At 69.3% G+C, this 17,173-nt stretch carries 17 protein-coding genes; 11 read left to right on the top strand and 6 right to left on the bottom strand.

Annotated elements, in window-relative coordinates; all coding sequences use genetic code 11:
* Nucleotides 1–13 precede the first annotated feature (13 nt).
* Nucleotides 14–682 (top strand): flagellar hook assembly protein FlgD, encoded by a 669-nt coding sequence (locus tag JHL17_RS25900; protein WP_200197574.1) that lies wholly within the window; start codon nucleotides 14–16, stop codon nucleotides 680–682.
* Nucleotides 683–875: 193 nt separating this feature from the next.
* Here JHL17_RS25900 and JHL17_RS25895 read toward each other — a convergent pair whose 3' ends face one another.
* From JHL17_RS25895 to flgF, 5 genes are read right to left on the bottom strand one after another with little or no spacing between them, the layout of a single operon-like run.
* Nucleotides 876–1,343: a hypothetical protein gene (locus tag JHL17_RS25895; RefSeq protein WP_200197573.1), complete on the bottom strand. Its 468-nt coding sequence runs from the start codon at nucleotides 1,341–1,343 to the stop codon at nucleotides 876–878.
* 28 nt (nucleotides 1,344–1,371) lie between these two features.
* Entirely contained in the window at nucleotides 1,372–2,103 is a 732-nt protein-coding gene (gene flgH / locus JHL17_RS25890) for a flagellar basal body L-ring protein FlgH (protein WP_200197572.1), read from the bottom strand.
* Between the two features lie 26 nt (nucleotides 2,104–2,129).
* Nucleotides 2,130–2,831: a flagellar basal body P-ring formation chaperone FlgA gene (gene flgA / locus JHL17_RS25885; RefSeq protein WP_345773880.1), complete on the bottom strand. Its 702-nt coding sequence runs from the start codon at nucleotides 2,829–2,831 to the stop codon at nucleotides 2,130–2,132.
* Between the two features lie 5 nt (nucleotides 2,832–2,836).
* On the bottom strand, nucleotides 2,837–3,622 hold the full coding sequence (gene flgG, locus JHL17_RS25880) for a flagellar basal-body rod protein FlgG (protein ID WP_200197571.1): 786 nt from the start codon (nucleotides 3,620–3,622) through the stop codon (nucleotides 2,837–2,839).
* A 24-nt stretch (nucleotides 3,623–3,646) separates the two neighbouring features.
* Nucleotides 3,647–4,378 (bottom strand): flagellar basal-body rod protein FlgF, encoded by a 732-nt coding sequence (flgF, locus tag JHL17_RS25875; protein ID WP_200197570.1) that lies wholly within the window; start codon nucleotides 4,376–4,378, stop codon nucleotides 3,647–3,649.
* Between the two features lie 144 nt (nucleotides 4,379–4,522).
* Between flgF and JHL17_RS37745 the strand changes: the two genes are divergently transcribed.
* The 9 genes from JHL17_RS37745 to JHL17_RS25830 all read left to right on the top strand — a co-directional run bounded on the left by JHL17_RS37745 (nucleotide 4,523) and on the right by JHL17_RS25830 (nucleotide 15,069).
* Nucleotides 4,523–6,916 carry a hypothetical protein gene (locus JHL17_RS37745; protein WP_200197569.1) on the top strand — a complete coding sequence of 798 codons (2,394 nt, stop codon included), beginning with the start codon at nucleotides 4,523–4,525 and terminating at the stop codon, nucleotides 6,914–6,916.
* A 103-nt stretch (nucleotides 6,917–7,019) separates the two neighbouring features.
* A complete protein-coding gene (motA, locus tag JHL17_RS25865) occupies nucleotides 7,020–7,907 on the top strand; it encodes a flagellar motor stator protein MotA (RefSeq protein WP_200197568.1) in 888 nt (295 codons plus the stop codon).
* A 6-nt stretch (nucleotides 7,908–7,913) separates the two neighbouring features.
* Nucleotides 7,914–8,918: a flagellar motor protein MotB gene (locus tag JHL17_RS25860; RefSeq protein ID WP_200197567.1), complete on the top strand. Its 1,005-nt coding sequence runs from the start codon at nucleotides 7,914–7,916 to the stop codon at nucleotides 8,916–8,918.
* Between the two features lie 329 nt (nucleotides 8,919–9,247).
* The gene (locus JHL17_RS25855; RefSeq protein WP_200197566.1) at nucleotides 9,248–10,492 is read left to right on the top strand and encodes a flagellar hook protein FlgE; all 1,245 of its coding nucleotides are present in this window, start codon (nucleotides 9,248–9,250) and stop codon (nucleotides 10,490–10,492) included.
* Nucleotides 10,493–10,517: 25 nt separating this feature from the next.
* Nucleotides 10,518–11,915 carry a flagellar hook-associated protein FlgK gene (gene flgK, locus JHL17_RS25850; protein ID WP_200197565.1) on the top strand — a complete coding sequence of 466 codons (1,398 nt, stop codon included), beginning with the start codon at nucleotides 10,518–10,520 and terminating at the stop codon, nucleotides 11,913–11,915.
* A 4-nt stretch (nucleotides 11,916–11,919) separates the two neighbouring features.
* Nucleotides 11,920–13,023, top strand: coding sequence for a flagellin N-terminal helical domain-containing protein (locus tag JHL17_RS25845; RefSeq protein ID WP_200197564.1), 1,104 nt, complete (start codon nucleotides 11,920–11,922; stop codon nucleotides 13,021–13,023).
* An 11-nt stretch (nucleotides 13,024–13,034) separates the two neighbouring features.
* Nucleotides 13,035–14,198, top strand: a complete 1,164-nt coding sequence (locus tag JHL17_RS25840; RefSeq protein WP_200197563.1) for a flagellar basal body P-ring protein FlgI — start codon at nucleotides 13,035–13,037, stop codon at nucleotides 14,196–14,198.
* 29 nt (nucleotides 14,199–14,227) lie between these two features.
* On the top strand, nucleotides 14,228–14,554 hold the full coding sequence (locus JHL17_RS25835; RefSeq protein WP_200197562.1) for a rod-binding protein: 327 nt from the start codon (nucleotides 14,228–14,230) through the stop codon (nucleotides 14,552–14,554).
* The gene (locus JHL17_RS25830; RefSeq protein ID WP_200197561.1) at nucleotides 14,551–15,069 is read left to right on the top strand and encodes a flagellar protein FlgN; all 519 of its coding nucleotides are present in this window, start codon (nucleotides 14,551–14,553) and stop codon (nucleotides 15,067–15,069) included. Before JHL17_RS25835 ends, JHL17_RS25830 begins: the two co-directional genes overlap by 4 nt.
* 6 nt (nucleotides 15,070–15,075) lie before the next feature.
* Here JHL17_RS25830 and JHL17_RS25825 read toward each other — a convergent pair whose 3' ends face one another.
* A complete protein-coding gene (locus JHL17_RS25825) occupies nucleotides 15,076–15,612 on the bottom strand; it encodes a hypothetical protein (RefSeq protein WP_200197560.1) in 537 nt (178 codons plus the stop codon).
* Between the two features lie 225 nt (nucleotides 15,613–15,837).
* Between JHL17_RS25825 and JHL17_RS25820 the strand changes: the two genes are divergently transcribed.
* Complete coding sequence (locus JHL17_RS25820) at nucleotides 15,838–17,055, top strand: glycerophosphodiester phosphodiesterase family protein (RefSeq protein ID WP_200197559.1); 1,218 nt, start codon at nucleotides 15,838–15,840, stop codon at nucleotides 17,053–17,055.
* Nucleotides 17,056–17,173: the final 118 nt, after the last annotated feature.

Genomic DNA, 17,173 nt, shown 5'->3' with positions numbered 1-17,173 from the left:
GGACTTCACCGCCATGACCACAACGTCCGGCACCGGTCTGCCGACCACCACGACAAAGACCGCGGCCGCCGCCACGGAAGAGCCCAAGAAGGCCACCGTCGATTACGAATCCTTCCTGAAGCTGTTGACCGCGCAGCTGCGCAACCAGGACCCGCTGGCGCCGATGGACGCCACCCAGTTCATGACGCAGCTGGCGCAGCTGTCCACCGTGGAGCAGTCGATGCGCTCCAACGACACGCTCGGCAAGGTGCTGGACACGCTGAAGAGCAGCGGCATGCGCATGGACATGGCCCTGCTCGGCCGCAAGGTGGAGGTGGCGTCGGACCAGCTGTCGCTGACCGGCGGCAAGGCGGAAGCCGCCTATACCGTCGACGGTTCGCCGGCTTCCGTGAAGCTGGAGGTGCTGAACGGTGCCGGCAGCGTCGTCTACAGCACGCCCGGCTCGCCGAAGACCGGCCGGCAGGTCTTCGACTGGACCGGCAGGACCGCCAGCGGCGGCACCGCGCCCGACGGGGTCTATACGCTGCGGGTGACGGCGAAGGACAAGGACGGCAAGGCGCTGAACAGCGCCACCGTCGTCACCGACACGGTGGCCGAGGTGCGCAGCGTCGACGGCGCCAGCAAGTTCGTGCTGAAGAACGGCGCCACGGTGGATTCAGGCGCGGTGCTGTCGGCATCGTGAAAATACGCCCTCTCCCGTTTGGGGATTCCCCCTCTCCCCCCGGGGAGAGGGTCGGGGTGAGGGGGAGGCATGGGGTGGATCTGATAGGAGACCGGGGGTGCGCGATGCTTGAAAATCCTCGCCACGCGCCCCCCTCACCCTAACCCTCTCCCCGGGGGGAGAGGGGACTCTTCAGAGGGAGAAGAGGACGCACTTACAAGCGCGTGTTGTCCTGGCGCAGCAGGCGGTCGATCAGCACGGCGCGGATCGGCTGGGCGGTCTCGCGGCCGATGAGGGAGCCGTTGGCGCCGGCCAGCAGCGCGGCGGCGACGCCCTGCGGATCGACCGCCGGGCCGTTGAAACGGCCATGGCCGGCGAGGTCGAACAGGGCTTCCAGCATGGCGCTGCGGGCGTGCGGCAGGCGGCGGCGGACCAGCAGCGCGTCGTCGGCGCTGCCGGCTTCCAGCGTCACCTGGGTCAGGATGAAGGCGACGGTCCGCCCGCGCTCCAACATCGGCACGACCAGCTGGCCGGCCTCCACGTAATAGGGGCCGCCGGCGACGGTTTCGGCGGGAGCGGCGGGGGTGGGGCCGGCGCCCTGCGGGGCCTCGAACCGGCCGAAGCCGTAGCCGCCGGCGAAGGCGAGCGCCGCGGCCACGGCGAACAGCAGGACGGCTTTCATGGCGCGGGCTCCCGAACAGACCGGATCATCAGAAAGGCAGAATCACGTCCAGCACCTGCTGGCCGTAGCGCGGCTGCTGCACGTCGGTGATCTGGCCGCGGCCGCCATAGGTGATGCGCGCCTCGGCGATCTTGTCGTATTCGATGGTGTTGGCGTTGCTGATGTCCTCGGGGCGGATGACGCCAGCGATGCGCATCTCGCGCAGTTCGTAGTTCACCCGCACCTCCTGCCGGCCGGCGATGACGAAATTGGCATTGGGCAGCACCTGGGTCACCACGGCGGCGACGCGCATGGCGATGCGCTCGTTGCGCTGGATGGTGCCGTTGCCGCTCGACGTGCTGGAGCTGTCGAGATCGACCAGGCTGGACGGATCGACCGCGTCGGGCAGGATGGCGGGAAGGCGGCTCTCCAGCCCGAAGAAGTTGGGCAGCCCGGCCTTCTCGTTGTTGGTGCGCCCGCGCTGGGTGCTGTTGCGCAGCTGCGCCTGGTCGGAGATGTCGATGACCACGGTCAGCAGGTCGCCGACCGCCTTGGCGCGGGGATCGCGGAAGAAGTCGCGCGACCCGGTGCGCCACAGCGAACTCGGGATCTGCTCGGCCATCGACGGCTGCGGCATCGGCAGCGAGATGACGCGGGCTTCCGGCTGCATCGCCGGGTTGGAGATCTCCGACAGGGAAGGAGCGCTGCCGATGTCGGCCAGCCGCGCGCAGCCGCCGGCGCCAAGCGACAGCAGCAGGATGGGGACGAGCGCGGTGCGCATGACGGAAGCTCCCTCGATGAAAGGACTTAAGGCTTTGCGGCTTGTGGCAGGCGGGGGCCGCTGACCGAAACGGTCTCGGCACCGGTGACGGTGCCGGTGACGACGGTGCTGCTGGCGATGTTCATGACGCGGACGCTGTCGCCGACGCCGCCCTCCTGCAACGCCCGCCCGCGGGCGGCCAGCAGCAGCGCGCCGTCCTCGTAGACCAGCGTCACCGGCCGGTTGCGCTGGACGACGATGGGGGCGCCGACCGAACCGACCTGGACCAGCCGCCCGGCGGAGAGCTGCCGGCGCGGCGACTGACCGACCAGCGCGTCGGCGGTGGCGATGAAGCCGGCCCCGGCGCGGTCCAGCGACAGGCGGATTGTGGTCAGGTCCGACGCCTCGATCACCTCGCCCGGCCGGATGCGGCGGACCGGCACCGGCATCGTCACCTCCACGTCGGCCCGGCCGCTCAGCTCGACCGCGTGGCCGTTGCTGAGGATGCGGGCCTGGAAGATGCCGGTGCGGGGATCGAGGCCGATGTCGCGCACGGCGTCCACCGGCCCGTCGAAGGGGCGGCCCAGAGTCAGCGCCACCTGGGCGTCCGGCGGAACCGAAGGGCCGAGGGAGGCCAGAAGCTCCTCCGCCAGCCGCGTCTCGACAGAGCCGGCGGCAGCCGGAAGGGGGAGCGCCAGCATGGTCCCGAGCAGGAGAACGGAGAGCGGCCGGCGGAGGGGGTGCTGCACGGTCGTCACCGCATGTTGGTCATGGTGGAGGCCATCTGGTCGCCGGCCTCGATCACCTTGGCGTTCATCTCGTAGGCGCGCTGGGCGGAGATCAGTTCGGTGATCTCCTGCACAACGTTGACGTTGGAGGATTCCAGGTATTTCTGGCGGATGGTGCCGAAGCCGGCTTGGCCTGCCAGCCCCTCCTGCGGTTCGCCCGATGCCGGGGTGGCGCGGAACAGATTGTCGCCCAGCGCCTCCAGCCCGGAATCGTTGACGAACACCGTCATCGCCAGCTGGCCCTGGTTGACCGGCTGGGCCTTGCCGTCGACATAGGCCAGCACCTCGCCGGAGCGGTTGATCACCACCTCGCGCGTGCCCTGCGGCACGGTGATGCCGGGGGCGACGGTGAAGCCGTCGGCGGTGACGATGCTGCCCTCCGGCGACAGCTTGAAGCTGCCGGCGCGGGTGTAGACGGTGTCGCCGCCGGGCTGGGTCACGTTGAAATAGCCGCGCCCTTCGATCGCCAGATCCAGCTCGTTGCCGGTGGAGGTCAGGTTGCCGGTGGTGTTGATGCGGTTGACCGAGGTCGGCCGCACGCCCAGCCCCACCTCGACGCCGGTCGGCACGATGGTGCCGCTGTCGGTCGACTGGCTGCCCTGCCGCTTTTCCGCCTGATACATCAGGTCCTGGAATTCGGCGCGCGAGCGCTTGAAGGCCGTGGTGTTGATGTTGGCGATGTTGTTGGAGATGACCTCGACGTTCATCTGCTGGGCCATCATCCCGGTGGACGCGATGCTGAGCACGCGCATGGACGGACTCTCCCTGTGGGGGCTTTAAGAGGATTTGCCGAGGCGGTTGATGGCGGAGCGCAGCAGGTCCTGGCCGTCGTCCACCATCTTGGTCACCGCCTGATAGTCGCGGGTCAGGTCCATCATCCGGCCGATCTCGACGATGCCCTGCACATTGGACCGCTCGACCTTGCCCTCCACCAGCCGGGTGTCGGGGGCGGGGCGCGCCTCCATGCCGTCGGCCGGCTCGAACAGCAGGTCGCCGGTCTGCTTCAGCGCCTGCGGGTTGTCGAAGCGCGAGACGGCGATGCGCGAGACCACGGCGCCGTCGGCCGACAGCAGCCCGTCGGAGCCGATGGTGATCCTGGACGCATCGGACGGGATGACGATGGGCCGGCGGCCGTCGTCCAGCACCGGATAGCCGTTGGTGCCGACCAGCGTGCCGTCGGCATCGCGGCGCAGCCGGCCGTCGCGGGTGTAGCGCACGCCGTCCGGCGTCTGCACCGACAGGAAGCCGTCGCCGTCCAGCGCCACGTCATAAGGGTTACCGGTCTCGGAGAAGGCGCCGGCCCGCAGGTCGGTGTAGGTGGAGCGGTCGATGGTGAAGGCGATGCGGTCGGTCGGCTTGCGCCCGCCGGCCTCCATCGCCGCTTCGAACAGGGTGCGTTCGCCGCGGAAACCGACCGTATTCATGTTGGCGACGTTGTTGGCGACGACGTCCAGCTGCCGCCGCAGCGCCATCTGGCGCGACAGTCCGATGTAAAGCTGGTTCTCCATCGCCGAACACTCCGGTTTTGAACTCCGCCTTAATCTGGACGAGGCAGTTTAAAGCCGGGTTTCAACCTGGACCGGTCCGGACGATGCCTTGCCGGTCTTGGCTCGGGTTTGACGATCATTTCGATAAAATGCGAGACGACTGTGATGAAACGGCGCCCGGATACCGCACTGACGCTTGGTTCGACGCTGGTTCTCGCCCTGCTGGCGGCGCCGGGTCCGGCGCAGGCCGCCGTCCGGGCGCAGCTGGGCGACCATGGCGACTATTCGCGGCTGGTGCTGTCGGTGCCGAAGGGGGTGGAACCGGTCGCGGTCGTCGACGGCTGCGTCCTGCGCGTCAGCGTACCCGATCCGCTGCGCTGGCCGCTGGCGAGTTTGCGTGACAGCTTCTCCCGCCGGCTGGCGGACTTCGTCACGGCAGACGGCGGTCGCAGCCTGATCGCGACGGTGCCCTGCGGGGCGCGGGTGGCAAGCTTCATGGAGCGGCGGAACCTGATCGTCGATGTCGGCGGGCCGCCGGTTCCGGGGGTCAAGCCGGGGGGGACGGGGGACGGGGCGGTGGAGGGGACGCCGGATGCGGTGGTCGCGGCTGCGGCGCCGGAGGTTGGCGCTGTCAGTATCACCGGAGTCGTCGAAGCGCTGAACCCCATCGGCACGGCCAACGCGGCGCCTGTCAATCTCACAGCCCCGGCAGAGTCCCCTCTCCCCCCCGGGGGGGAGAGGGAGAAGGAGGGGGAGAGTGCGCCCCTCCCCATCGTCGCCAGCCTGGAAGGCGAGGTACGCGACAGTATCCAAGAGACCCTGCGCCAGTTGGAGCGCATGCCGGAACGCCCGGCGAAACCCGCACCCCAGGCCGCCGAACCGCCAAAGCCGCCCGCTCCGCCGCCCATCGGGGCGATGGATCTCGCCGGCTGGGCCGGGGACGATTTCAACCGCACGCGCGCGGCTCTGCAAGGCGCGTTCGACAAGGCGCAGGGCCGGGCGCGGGTCGAGGCGCAGATCGCGCTGGTCCGCTTCCTGCTCGCCCGCGCGATGGACGAGGAAGGGCGCGCGGCCTTGGAGACGGCGGCCAGCCTGTCGCCGGCGTCCGACCAGCGTTACAGCCTGCGCATCCTCGGCGATGCCTTCCGCGCGCTCGACCGCGAGGACGCGCCTGACGACAACCTGTTCGTCCAGCTGCCGGCCGGCGCCATGCCCGACCACCATGTCTGGCGCAGCGTCGCGCTGGCGCCGAACCGCTGGGCGGCGGCGAAGGAGGGGTTGCCCATCGCGCTCCGCCGGCTGCTCGACTATCCGGCCGACCTGCGCAGCCGGCTGCTGACCACCCTCGCCGCCGCGGCGGACGAGGCGGGGGACAGCGTGGCGCTGAACCTGATCGTGCTGGAGATGATCACCGTCGATTCGACGGGCATGGCCGACGGCCGGCTCGATTATTTCCGCGGCCGGCTGGCGGAGCTGAAGGCGACTCCCGACGCGGCTCTCGAACGCTATGACGCCGCGGCGACCTTGCGCCGCGGTCCGTTCGCCCGGCGGGCGGAAGTGCGCGCCATCGAGCTGCGCCGGGGTCTCGGCCGGCTGGACGAGGACGGCGCCATCGCCGCGCTGGAGGCCCTGCGTTTCGCCTGGCGCGGCGACGAGATCGAGACGGATGCGCTGGCGGCGCTGGGCGGCGCCTATGCCCGCAGCGGCAGGACCGACGCGGCGCTCGACATCTTCGGCCTGCTGGGGCGGCGCTTCGGCGCCACCGCGCGCGGGCGCGACGCGCTGGCGGCCGGGCGGACCCTGCTGGGCGCCGTGCTCGATCGGCTGGAGCGGTCGCCGCCGGGCGGGCTGTATGCGCTGGCGTTGCAGGCGCGGCACGGCCGGTTGGTGACGCTGGCCGACAGTCCGGACGGCCGGCTGCGGCTGCGGCTCGCCACGCTGCTGCTGCGCGACGGCTACGGGCTGGAGGGCACCCGCATCCTGCATGCGCTGACGGAAGGCGCGAGCGGCGCGCGCCGGGCGGAGCTTGGCGCCACCCTGGCCCGCGCCCTGATCGACGGTGGGCGCGAAGGGGAGGCGCTGGACGTGCTGGCCCGCACCGGCGGGTCGGCGCTGGAGCCGGCTCTGGCCGAACGCCGCGCCCTGCTGCGCGCCGACGCGCTGCTCGGCGACGGCGACATGGTGCGGGCGCTCGACGCGCTGCGCGGCCTGGGTGGGGCGGAGGCGGCGCGGCTGCGGGCCGAGGGGCTGTTCGCCGCCGGGGAATGGCGGGCGGCGCGCAGCGCCTTCGCCGAACTCGCCGCCACCGGGACGGATCCCACGGCCGACGATCTGGCCTTGCAGGGGCTGTCGGCCTATCTGGCCGGCGATGCCGATGCCTTGCGCGGTTTCGGCGAGGCGCAGCGCGCGCGTCTGGCCGGCACCCGCTGGGCCGGGCTGCTCGACGCGCTCGCCCCGCCGCCCGCCGACGGGCCGCTGCGCGCGGAGTCGGTCGAGCGCGACCTCGCCGCGGCCGGCGCGCTCGACCGGCTGGCGCGAGCGTGGCGGCAGTCCCCCTGACCTTTGGGCCCCGATCCGTAAAGCCGCTTTAAACGGCGGGCTGTAGCGTCGGCGGACCGTTGCCCCCAATCGCGATGGCCTTTGCACATCCGGAGAAGAAGACATGCGCTTGATGTTCGGGTTGATCGCGGTGTTTGCCAGCGTGCTCGGCGGGTTCTACGCGATGGGCGGGCGGATGGCGGTGCTGTGGCAGCCGGTGGAGATCGTCATCATCATCGGTGCCGGCATCGGCGGCTTCGCCATCGCCAACAGCCCGTCGGTGCTGCGCGACACGCTGCGCGCCGTCGGCACCATCGCCCGCGGCCGGGCCACGCCCAAGAACGACTATCTCGACATGATCGCGCTGGTCTACGGGCTGCTGCGCGTCGCCAAGTCCAAGGGCATGTCGCAGATTGAGGCCGACATCGACAAGCCGGCGGAAAGCCCGCTGTTCACCCAATATCCCAATGTCCTGCGCTATGACCGCTGCATCACCTTCCTGTGCGATTACCTGCGCCTGATCGCGCTGGGGCAGGACAACCCGCACGACCTGGAATCGCTGATGGCGGAGGAGCTGGACACGCTGGGCCGCGAACTGAACCAGGTGCCGAAGGCGTTGCAGAACCTCGCCGACGCGCTGCCGGCGCTGGGCATCGTCGCCGCGGTGCTGGGCGTCATCAACGCGATGGGCGCGATCAGCGAGGCGCCGGAGGTGCTGGGCCGGATGATCGGCGGGGCGCTGACCGGCACCTTCCTCGGCGTGCTGCTGTCCTACGGCATGGTCGGCCCGATCGCCAGCGCCGCCCGCCAGCGCCGCGAATCGGAACTGAACATGTATTTCTGCATCAAGGCGGCGCTGTGCGCCTATCTGCGCGGCAGCCCGCCGCAGGTTTGCGCCGAATATGCCCGCAAGGTGCTGTACACCGACATCCAGCCCAGTCTGGCAGAAGTCGAGGTCGCCACCGCGCTGTCGTCGCAGGCCAAGGCCCGCGACGGCCGTCAGGCGGCGTGACCGGCCATGCCGCGCAAGACCGCCCTCCCCCCGATCATCGTCAAGCGCCACCTCGGCGGCCACGAGGAAGAGGAGCACAACGGCACCTGGAAGCTGGCCTACGCCGACTTCGTCACGGCGATGATGACCTTCTTCCTGGTGATGTGGCTGATGAACATCACCACCACCGAACAGCGCAAGGGCATCGCCGACTATTTCAATCCGGTCGCGGTGTCGCAGAGCAATTCCGGCGCCGACGGCATGCTGGCCGGCCGCTCGGTCGACAAGAGCGGATCGCTGACCACCCCGAACGCCGCCGGCGATCAGGCGAGCCCGGTGGCCTCGCCGCCCGTCGTCGCGTCGGTCGGCGACAGCGACCGCCAGCCGGCCGGCCGCAAGGACCCGATGCCCCATCCGCCGGGCAGTGCGGTTCCGCCGGTGGACCTGCTGCGCCCGGCAACGGAAAATGCGCCCGCGGCGTCTCCGGCTGTACCGCCGGCACCCCAGGCCACCCGCGCGGAGCTGGAGGCGCTGCTCGACCGCCAGTCCTCCGAACTGACGGAGAAGGTGGCGCTGGAGTCGCTGGAACGGGATCTCCGCCAGCGCATCGCCGCGTCGCCGGATCTCAGCGCCCTGCAAGGCAGTCTGGTGATCCAGCAGGTGCCGGAGGGGCTGCGCGTCCAGCTGACCGATCAGGCCCGCTTCTCGATGTTCAAGGTCGGTTCGGCCCAGATGAACGACCAGGGCCGCCGGCTGATGCGGATGGTGGCCGCGGCGCTGGCGTCGGTGCCGAACCCCATCGGCATCACCGGCCACACGGATGCGCTGGGCTATGCGCCGGATGCGAAGTACGGCAACTGGGAACTGTCGAGCGACCGCGCCAACGCCGCCCGCCGCGAGCTGCTGGCCAGCGGCATTCCGGGCGGGCGCATCGTCCGGGTGGAAGGACGTGCCGATCTGGACCATTTCGGCGCCAGCGACCCGCTCGACCCCAGCAACCGGCGGATCAGCATCACGCTGCTGCGGCGGTAGGAGTGAAGTGTCGGGTGCGAATGCCCCCACCTAACCTCCCCCGCTGGGCGGGGGAGGAACTGCCGCCTCTCTGCCGCACAAGCACTTACCCCCTCCCCCGCCCAGCGGGGGAGGGTTGGGGTGGGGGCACTCGCACCCGACACTCGGCCAAATAAATCCAAAGAAAATTTTAACAAAACCACCCTCCTTTTCTTTTAAAGCCCCTTTAAAACCCCTTCGCTACCGTTAACCCCGCCAGTCATCCGCGGAGAATCCCGGAACGCACAACTTCCCTTCCGTTCGCCGTCACGACGACGGCCCGTTCGACGGTTGACCAGAGGATTCCAAGGATGAGCCTGTACAGCGCCATGCGTTCCGGTGTCAGCGGCATGTCCGCGCAAAGCTCGCGCCTTGCCGCCATTTCGGACAACATCAGCAATTCCCAGACGGTCGGCTACAAGCGGGCCACCGTGGATTTCTCCACCCTGGTCACCTCGCCCGGCAGCCGCAGCACCTACACCGCCAGCGGCGTGCAGTCCGCCACGCACTATCAGGTGCAGCAGGACGGCACGATCCTCGGCACCGGCTCGTCCACCGACATGGCGATCAGCGGCAACGGCTTCTTCGTCGTCGGCAACAAGGCGTCGGGCACGCCGCAATATTCGCTGACCCGCGCCGGCAGCTTCCTGCCCGACGAGGCCGGCTTCCTGCACAACAATGCCGGCCAGTATCTGGAGGCCTGGAAACTGAATCCCGACGGCACCATGCCGAACGTCAGCACCTCCCGCTTCGACGACCTCCAGTCGGTGAATGTCGGCAACCTCGTCTATGGCGGCAGCAAAACGACGCAGATGGATTTCTCCGGCAATTTGCCGGCCCAGGCCGCCGCCGGCGACAGCTTCACCAGCAGCCCGACCTTCTATGACGGGCTGGGCAATCCGCTGGACCTGTCGCTGACCTGGACCAAGGCCGCCGGCCCCAACCAGTGGACGCTGACCGCTGCCGGCCCGACCGGCTACACCGTCGCCGGCGCGCCGGTGACGCTGACCTTCGCCGCCACCGGCCCCTATGCCGGCAAGCCGGTGGACGGCGCCGGCCTGCCGCTCGACCCGATGCCGGGCCTCACCGTCACCTCGCCGGCCACGCCGACCGCCGACAGCTTCACCATGTCGCTCGGCAACGTCACCCAACTGAACGGCGATTACGTCCCGACCGTCACCGGCGACGGCGCCAAGGTCGGGCAGGTCACCTCGGTCGACATCGACGACAGCGGCAAGCTGTGGGTGATGTACGACAACGGCGCCCGTCAGGCGCTGTACCAGATCCCGATCGCCACCGTCACCAACCCCGACGGGCTGGTCGCCCAGGACGGCAACACCTACACGCTGGGGGCGGACACCGGAACCCTGACGCTCGGCGCCGGCAAGCAGGGCGGCGCCGGCAGCGTCGTCGGCAGCGCGCTGGAACAGTCGAACGTCGACATCGCGACCGAGCTGGTGTCGCTGATCGAGACGCAGCGCGCCTACTCGTCCAGCGCCACCCTGGTGCGCACCGCCGACGAGATGGTCGAAGAAACCACGCGCCTGAAGCGCTGAGTCCAGTTCCGACGGAGTCCCGGCCATGAGCGTCCAACTCGCCCTCACGTCCGCCCTGTCCGGCCTGCGCACGACGCAGCAGCAGGCGGCGATGGTGTCCCACAACCTCGCCAACGCCACCACCGCCGGCTATGTGCGCCGCGACCTCGACCTGTCGGCGGTCAGCACCGCCGGCCGCGGCGCCGGGGTGCGGGTCGATGCCGTCGCCCGCAAGGTGGACGAGCTGCTGATCCGCGACGCCCGGTTCGAGACCAGCCGCTACAGCGGGCAGGAGGCGCGCGCCTCGGCGCTGGCCGACTATGCGCTGGTGCTGGGCCAGCCCCAGGACGAGAAGTCGGTCTCGACCCAGCTGTCGAAGCTGCAGCAGGCCTTCTCCCGCCTGCACGACATGCCCAACGACGACGCGGCGCGGAACGCCGTGGTGTCGCAGGCGACGGCGCTGGCCGGCGGGCTGAACCGTGCCGCCGAGGCGGCGCAGACGGTGCAGGACGATGCCAGGGGCCGGCTCCAGACCTCCGTCGATGTGGTGAACACCTCGCTCCAGCGCATCAGCGACCTCAACGGCAAGATCGCGACGCTGGAGACGCGCGGCGGCGACGCCGGCGACCTGCGCGACCAGCGCGACCGCCTGCTCGATCAGGTTTCGCAGGAGATCGGCATCCGCACCTACAGCCGCGAGGACGGCCAGGTGGTGGTGATGACCCGCAACGGCCAGACCCTGCTCGACCACCCGCTGGCGCCGGGCGAAAGCCCGCTGACCCTGCTGGGCGACGAGGTGATGGCGAACGGCGTCGCCCTGTCGGCCAACCCGGACAGCGAGATCCAGAGCGGCCGCATCATGGGCTATGTCCAGACCGTCAAGCAGGACATGCCGCGCGCCATGGCGCAGTTGGACGAACTGGCCGCCGGCCTCGTCCAGGCCTTCCAGGGGGCGGAGGCCGACCCGACCCAGCCCGGCCTGTTCACCGATGCCGGCACGGCCTATGGCGCCACCGCCGGTCTGGCCTCGCGCATCGCCGTCAACGACGCGGTGCGGACGGAAAGCTGGCGGGTGCAAAGCGGCGTGCAGGCGGCGGCCCCGCTCCCGACGGGCGACCAGACGCAGATCGAGACGTTCCAGGCCGTCTTCACCGGCACGCGCAGCTTCGCCGCCACCGACATGCCGGCCAACGCGACGCTCGGCAGCTACGCCACCGCCATGGTGTCGGCCCAGCAGGGCTACCGCACCGGCGCGGAGTCGGAGATGAGCGCGCGCAAGATCAGCGCCGACACGCTGGAGACCGCCCGCATCAACCGCGACGGCGTCAACATCGACGACGAGATGCAGAAGCTGTTGCTGATCGAGCAGAGCTACGGCGCCAGCGCCCAGGTGGTGCAGGTCGCCGGCCGCATGATCGACATCCTGTTGCAGATCAAGGGGTAAGCCGATGCTGTACAATGCCCTGTCCACGCTGGGGATGAGCCGGTCGCTGCAAAGCACGATGACCCGGCAGCAGATGGAGCTGACCCGCGCCAACGAGGAGGTGTCGACCGGCGTCCATGCCGACGTCGCCGCGACCATCGGCGCCGGTACCGGCCGCGACATCGCCCTGCGCAACCTGTTCGACCGCACCGACGAGTATGTGAAGACCACCGACCTGCTCGACGGCCGGATGAAGACGATGGACAGCGCGATGACCAGCATCCTCGCGTCGGGCACCGACCTGCTGGCCGCCGCCTCCACCGGGCTGGGGCAGCAGTCGCCGACCGGGACGTCTCTGCAAATCCGCGCTCGCGGCGTGCTGGATCAGGTGGTCGGGCTGCTGAACGCCTCGTCGGGCAACAGCTATCTCTTCGCCGGCACCGCGCTGGACCAGCCGCCGATGCGCAATGTCGACGGCGACAAGTCGGGCCTGCGCTCGCCGATGCAGATCGTCCGGGACGCCATCCAGTCGGCCACCGGCGGCACGGCGATGCCGATCACGGCGGCGGAGACAGCGGCGGTCGTCGCCCGGCTCGACGAGCTGTTCGCGGTGCGCGACCCGGCGACGCCCGCCCCCGCCCCGCTGACCGATACGTTCGAAGGCGGCCTCTACACCGGCACCACCACGATGCAGCCGGGCGGCTCCGCGTCGCCGCGCGTCGCCGGCCAGCCGGCGGAGTCCACCGGCATCGCCTATGGCGTGCAGGCCAACGATCCGATGATGCGGCAGATGCTGGAAGGCATCTACATGCTGGCGGCGGTCGATACCTCGCAGATGGAGGTCGACGCCTATCCCGACTACATCAGGACGGCGGTCGACAAGCTGTCCGGCGGGCTGGGCAAGCTGCGGGAGGCGACGGCGCAGCTCGGCATCCAGCGCGCCCAGGTCGCGGCTCTCGCCGAACAGCACAAGACCCAGAAGTCGGTTCTCAGCCTGCAGATCGACAATCTGGAAGGGGTCGATCCCTACGAGGCCAGCACGCGGATCAGCCAGCTGGAGGCGCAGATCGACGCCACCTCCAGCGCCACCGCGCGCATCGCCAAGCTGCACCTGACCAACTACCTCTAGGCGCGATTCCCATGAGCCCCGGCATCCAGGTCCCCCTATCGTACCGGCTCCGGCCCGCCTTGCGCCGCGCCCTGGTGCTGGCCGGCGGGCTGCTGCTGGCGTTCGGCATGCTGTCGGCCGTCCCCTCGGCGGCACAGACGCGGGTGAAGGATCTGGTCACCTTCGATGGGGTCCGCCGCAACCAGCTGGTCGGCTACGGGCTGGTGGTCGGGCTGAACGGCACCGGCGACCGGCTGATCAACACCCCCTTCACCGAACAGAGCCTGAAGGGGATGATGGAGCGGCTGGGCATCAACACCCGCGGCGAGACGCTGCGCACCCGCAACGCTGCGGCGGTGATGGTGACGGCCAGCCTGCCGCCCTTCCCGCGCCAGGGCACGACGGTCGACGTGACGGTCTCGGCGCTCGGCGACGCCACCAGCCTGCTGGGCGGCACGCTGGTGGTGACGCCGCTGCTGGGAGCCGACGGCGAGGCCTATGCCGTGGCGCAGGGGCCGCTGTCGGTCAGCGGCTACACCGCCGGCGGAACGGCGGCGACGGTGACCAAGGGCGTGCCGACCACCGCCCGCATCGCCAACGGCGCCACGGTGGAACGCGAGCTGAAATTCGCGCTGAACGACGTCGGCGCGGTGCGGATGGCGCTGCGCAACCCCGACTTCACCACGGCGATCCGCATCGCCGACGCGGTGAACGGCCGGCTCGGCACCGGCAACGCCCGGGTGGTCGATCTGACCACCGTCGACGTGCGGATCACCGGGTCCTATGTCGGCAACGTCTCCCGCCTGATCGGCGAGATCGAGCAGCTGGCGGTCCGCCCCGACGCCGTCGCCCGCGTGGTGGTGGACGAACGCAGCGGCACCATCGTCATCGGCGACGATGTCCGGGTCAGCCGTGTCGCCATCACCCAGGGCAACCTCACCGTCCGCGTGGTGGAGACGCCGCAGGTGTCGCAGCCGCAGCCCTTCAGCAACGGCTCGACCGTCGTCGTGCCACGCACCGACGTGCAGGTCCAGGAGGGCAACGGCCGCCAGTTCGTAACGGTCGGCGGCAATGTCAGCCTGCAACAGCTGGTCAACGGGCTGAACGCGCTGGGGGTGGGGCCGCGCGACATGGTGGCGATCCTCCAGGCCATCAAGGCCGCCGGCGCCCTGCACGCCGACCTGGAAATCATCTGACCCCCAAAGACCAGGATGGAGAGACGACGATGGACATCGCCGCAACGACCCTCCGCAGCCCTGCGACCCCCACGCCGGCAACCGCGACGCCGGCCGTCCCCAACCCGGAAGCGGCCGACAAGGTCGCGAAGGAATTCGAGGCGATGCTGGTCGGCCAGCTGATGGAAAGCATGTTCGCGGGCATGCGCGAAAGCCCGCTGTTCGGCGGCGGCGGCCCGGCGGAGAAGCCGTGGCGCAGCATGATGTTGCAGGAATACGGCAAGGCCATCGCCGAATCCGGCACGCTCGGCATCGGCAGGATGACGCAGGACGAGATCGCCCGCCTCTACGCATCCCAAGCGGAGCAGCGCTCATGAGCGTCACCCTCAAGGACCTGATCCACGAATTCGCCCCCGAACGCCGGCCCGAACAGGCGCAGCCCGAGGGACCGGCCGCTCCCGATCCCGGCTATGACGGTGCCACCGCCCTGCTGGTCCGCGATTTCCTCGACGCGGTGGAAGCGCTGTCCGCCGTGCTGGAGGAGGAATCCGCCTGTATCGCCGCCGGCATGCTCGACCGGCTGGAGGTCTTCGCCCACCGCAAGGCGGCGATGGCCGAACAGCTGGAGGGTGCCGTCCTGCGCGCCCGCGACGAAGGCATCCGCCTGCCCGACGATCTGCGCGCGATGACGCTGGAGCGCATCGATCGGCTGGAGCGGGCGGTGTCGGTCAATGCCTCCGGCCTCGTCGCCCTGCGCAAGGCGGTGCTGACCATCAACCGCAATCTGCTGACCGCGTTGGAGAAGGCGTCGAGCGACGGCACCTATGCCCGCGACGGGCAGGCGCGCCGGCCGGTGGAGCTGTCGGCCTCGGGCCTGAACGCCACGCTGTAACGCCCGTCAGCGACCCTTCACGCTGGCCAGTTCGCCGGCCTGCTCCAGCTTGATGATGCAGGCGACCAGCGCGCGCTGGAAGCCGCGGGCGTCGGCCGGCAAGGACACCCCGGTGCCGGTCGGCCAGAACTCGACGAAGGCGAGGCTGCCCTCCTCCCCCGCGCCCGGCCATTCGAAGGCGACGCCCAGCCCGATCTCCTTCGTCGTCCGCCGATGGTCGGTGACGAGGATCTGCGCTTCCCAATGCATGCCGCCGGTGCCCTTCTCGGCCCGCTGCTGGCTCCAGCCGCGCAGGTAGTCGCGGAAGGTCTCCGACTGGCGGTCGAGCCGCACATAGCTCGACCGGTCGGTCACCGTCTGCGCCAGCTTCGTGGTGTAACGGGCCTGGGCGAGCGCCCGCGTCACGTCGGCGCAAAGCTCCTCGATCTTTGCGAAACTGCGCTTCACCGTGTCGGCAAGCGCCGCCGCCAGGGCTGGACCGGTCAACGCAGCCGCGGCTTGGTCCTTGCGATACATGTCGAAGAGATCGTCCGAATCGCCCATCGCCGTCACCACGCCACCGTCAAGGCCATCACCGCATGGGCGGACCACATCCGTCGAATTCAGCAAAAACAAGTTAATAGCCGATGAAGCGACCATGGGAACGCCGACCCGGAAAGCCCGAACGCTCGAATCCCGCCCCGTCATCGCTTCTTCATCGAAACGGCATAAGACCGTATCGGGTCATCAAGCACATGTGAGGCCCCGACACCGTAAGGATACACCCCCATGCGCAGGCTGTTCGCACCGGTCTTCCTCATCGCCCTGGCGCTGCCCGCCGGTGCCGCTTCTGCGGCGACGGTGGAGGTCGGCCCCCGCCCCTATTTCCTGATCGACCAGATCCGCAATCCGGAGCTGAAGGCGAAGCTGGAGGCCTGTGCCGACAAGCCGCTGGAGAAGAAGCTCTTCTCCATCGCCCACCGCGGCGCGCCGATGCAGTTCCCGGAGCACACGCTTCAGTCCTACCGCGCGGCGGCACGGATGGGCGTCGGCATCCAGGAATGCGACGTGGCCTTCACCGCCGACAAGCAGCTCGTCTGCCGTCATGCCCAGAACGACCTGCACACCACCACCAACATCCTGGCGACCGACCTCGCCAGGAAATGCAGCAAGCCGTTCGTGCCGGCCGACGGCGACAAGCCGGCCTCGGCCGAATGCCGCACCAGCGACATCACCCTGGCCGAGTTCAAGAGCCTGACCGGCAAGATGGATGCCGCCAACACCAAGGCGACCAACGTCGACGCCTACATGAAGGGCACGCCGGCCTGGCGCACCGACCTGTATGCCGCTGCCGGCGGCACGCTGATGACCCATGCCGAGTACATCCAACTGGTCAAGGCGCAGGGTCTGAAATTCACGCCGGAACTGAAGGCGCCTGCGGTCGATATGCCGTACCAGGGCTGGAGCCAGGAGAATTATGCCCAGGCGATGATTGACGAATACAAGGCCGCCGGCATCCCGCCGGAGGATGTGTTCCCCCAATCCTTCAACCTGTCCGACATCCTGTACTGGATCAAGGCCGAGCCGGCTTTCGCCAGGCAGGCCATCCTGCTGGACGAGCGGGATGAAACCGACAAGAGTTTCAACCACATGGATCCGGCCACCTTCAAGCCCTCGATGAAGGAACTGAAGGAGATGGGCGTCAACTACATCGCCCCGTCGCTGCCTTTGCTGGTGACCGTGGAGAATGGCAGGATCGCCCCGTCCGCCTATGCCAGGGAAGCCAAGGCCGCCGGGCTGAAGATCATCACCTGGTCGCTGGAGCGGTCAGGCCCGCTGCAGAAGGGCGGTGGATATTACTACAAGTCGATCAACGAGATCGTGAACAACGACGGCATGGTCTATGAGCTGGTCGATGTGCTGGCCCAGCAGATCGGCGTCGAAGGCATCTTCTCCGATTGGCCGGCGACCGTCACCTATTACGCGAACTGCATGAACCTGAAGTAAGTGAGGACGAAACGCGAAACACCCCGGTTCGTGGGAACCGGGGTGTTTCAGATCAGTGTGAAGATGCAAGCATGAGCTTCGTGTATGGAGCGTCTCTTGAGCCTGAGTGACCTGGCGG

The sequence above is a fragment of the Azospirillum endophyticum genome, assembly GCF_016595245.1.
GTDB classification, from domain to species: Bacteria; Pseudomonadota; Alphaproteobacteria; order Azospirillales; family Azospirillaceae; genus Azospirillum; species Azospirillum endophyticum.
This window is presented reverse-complemented; position numbering and strand designations above follow the sequence as displayed.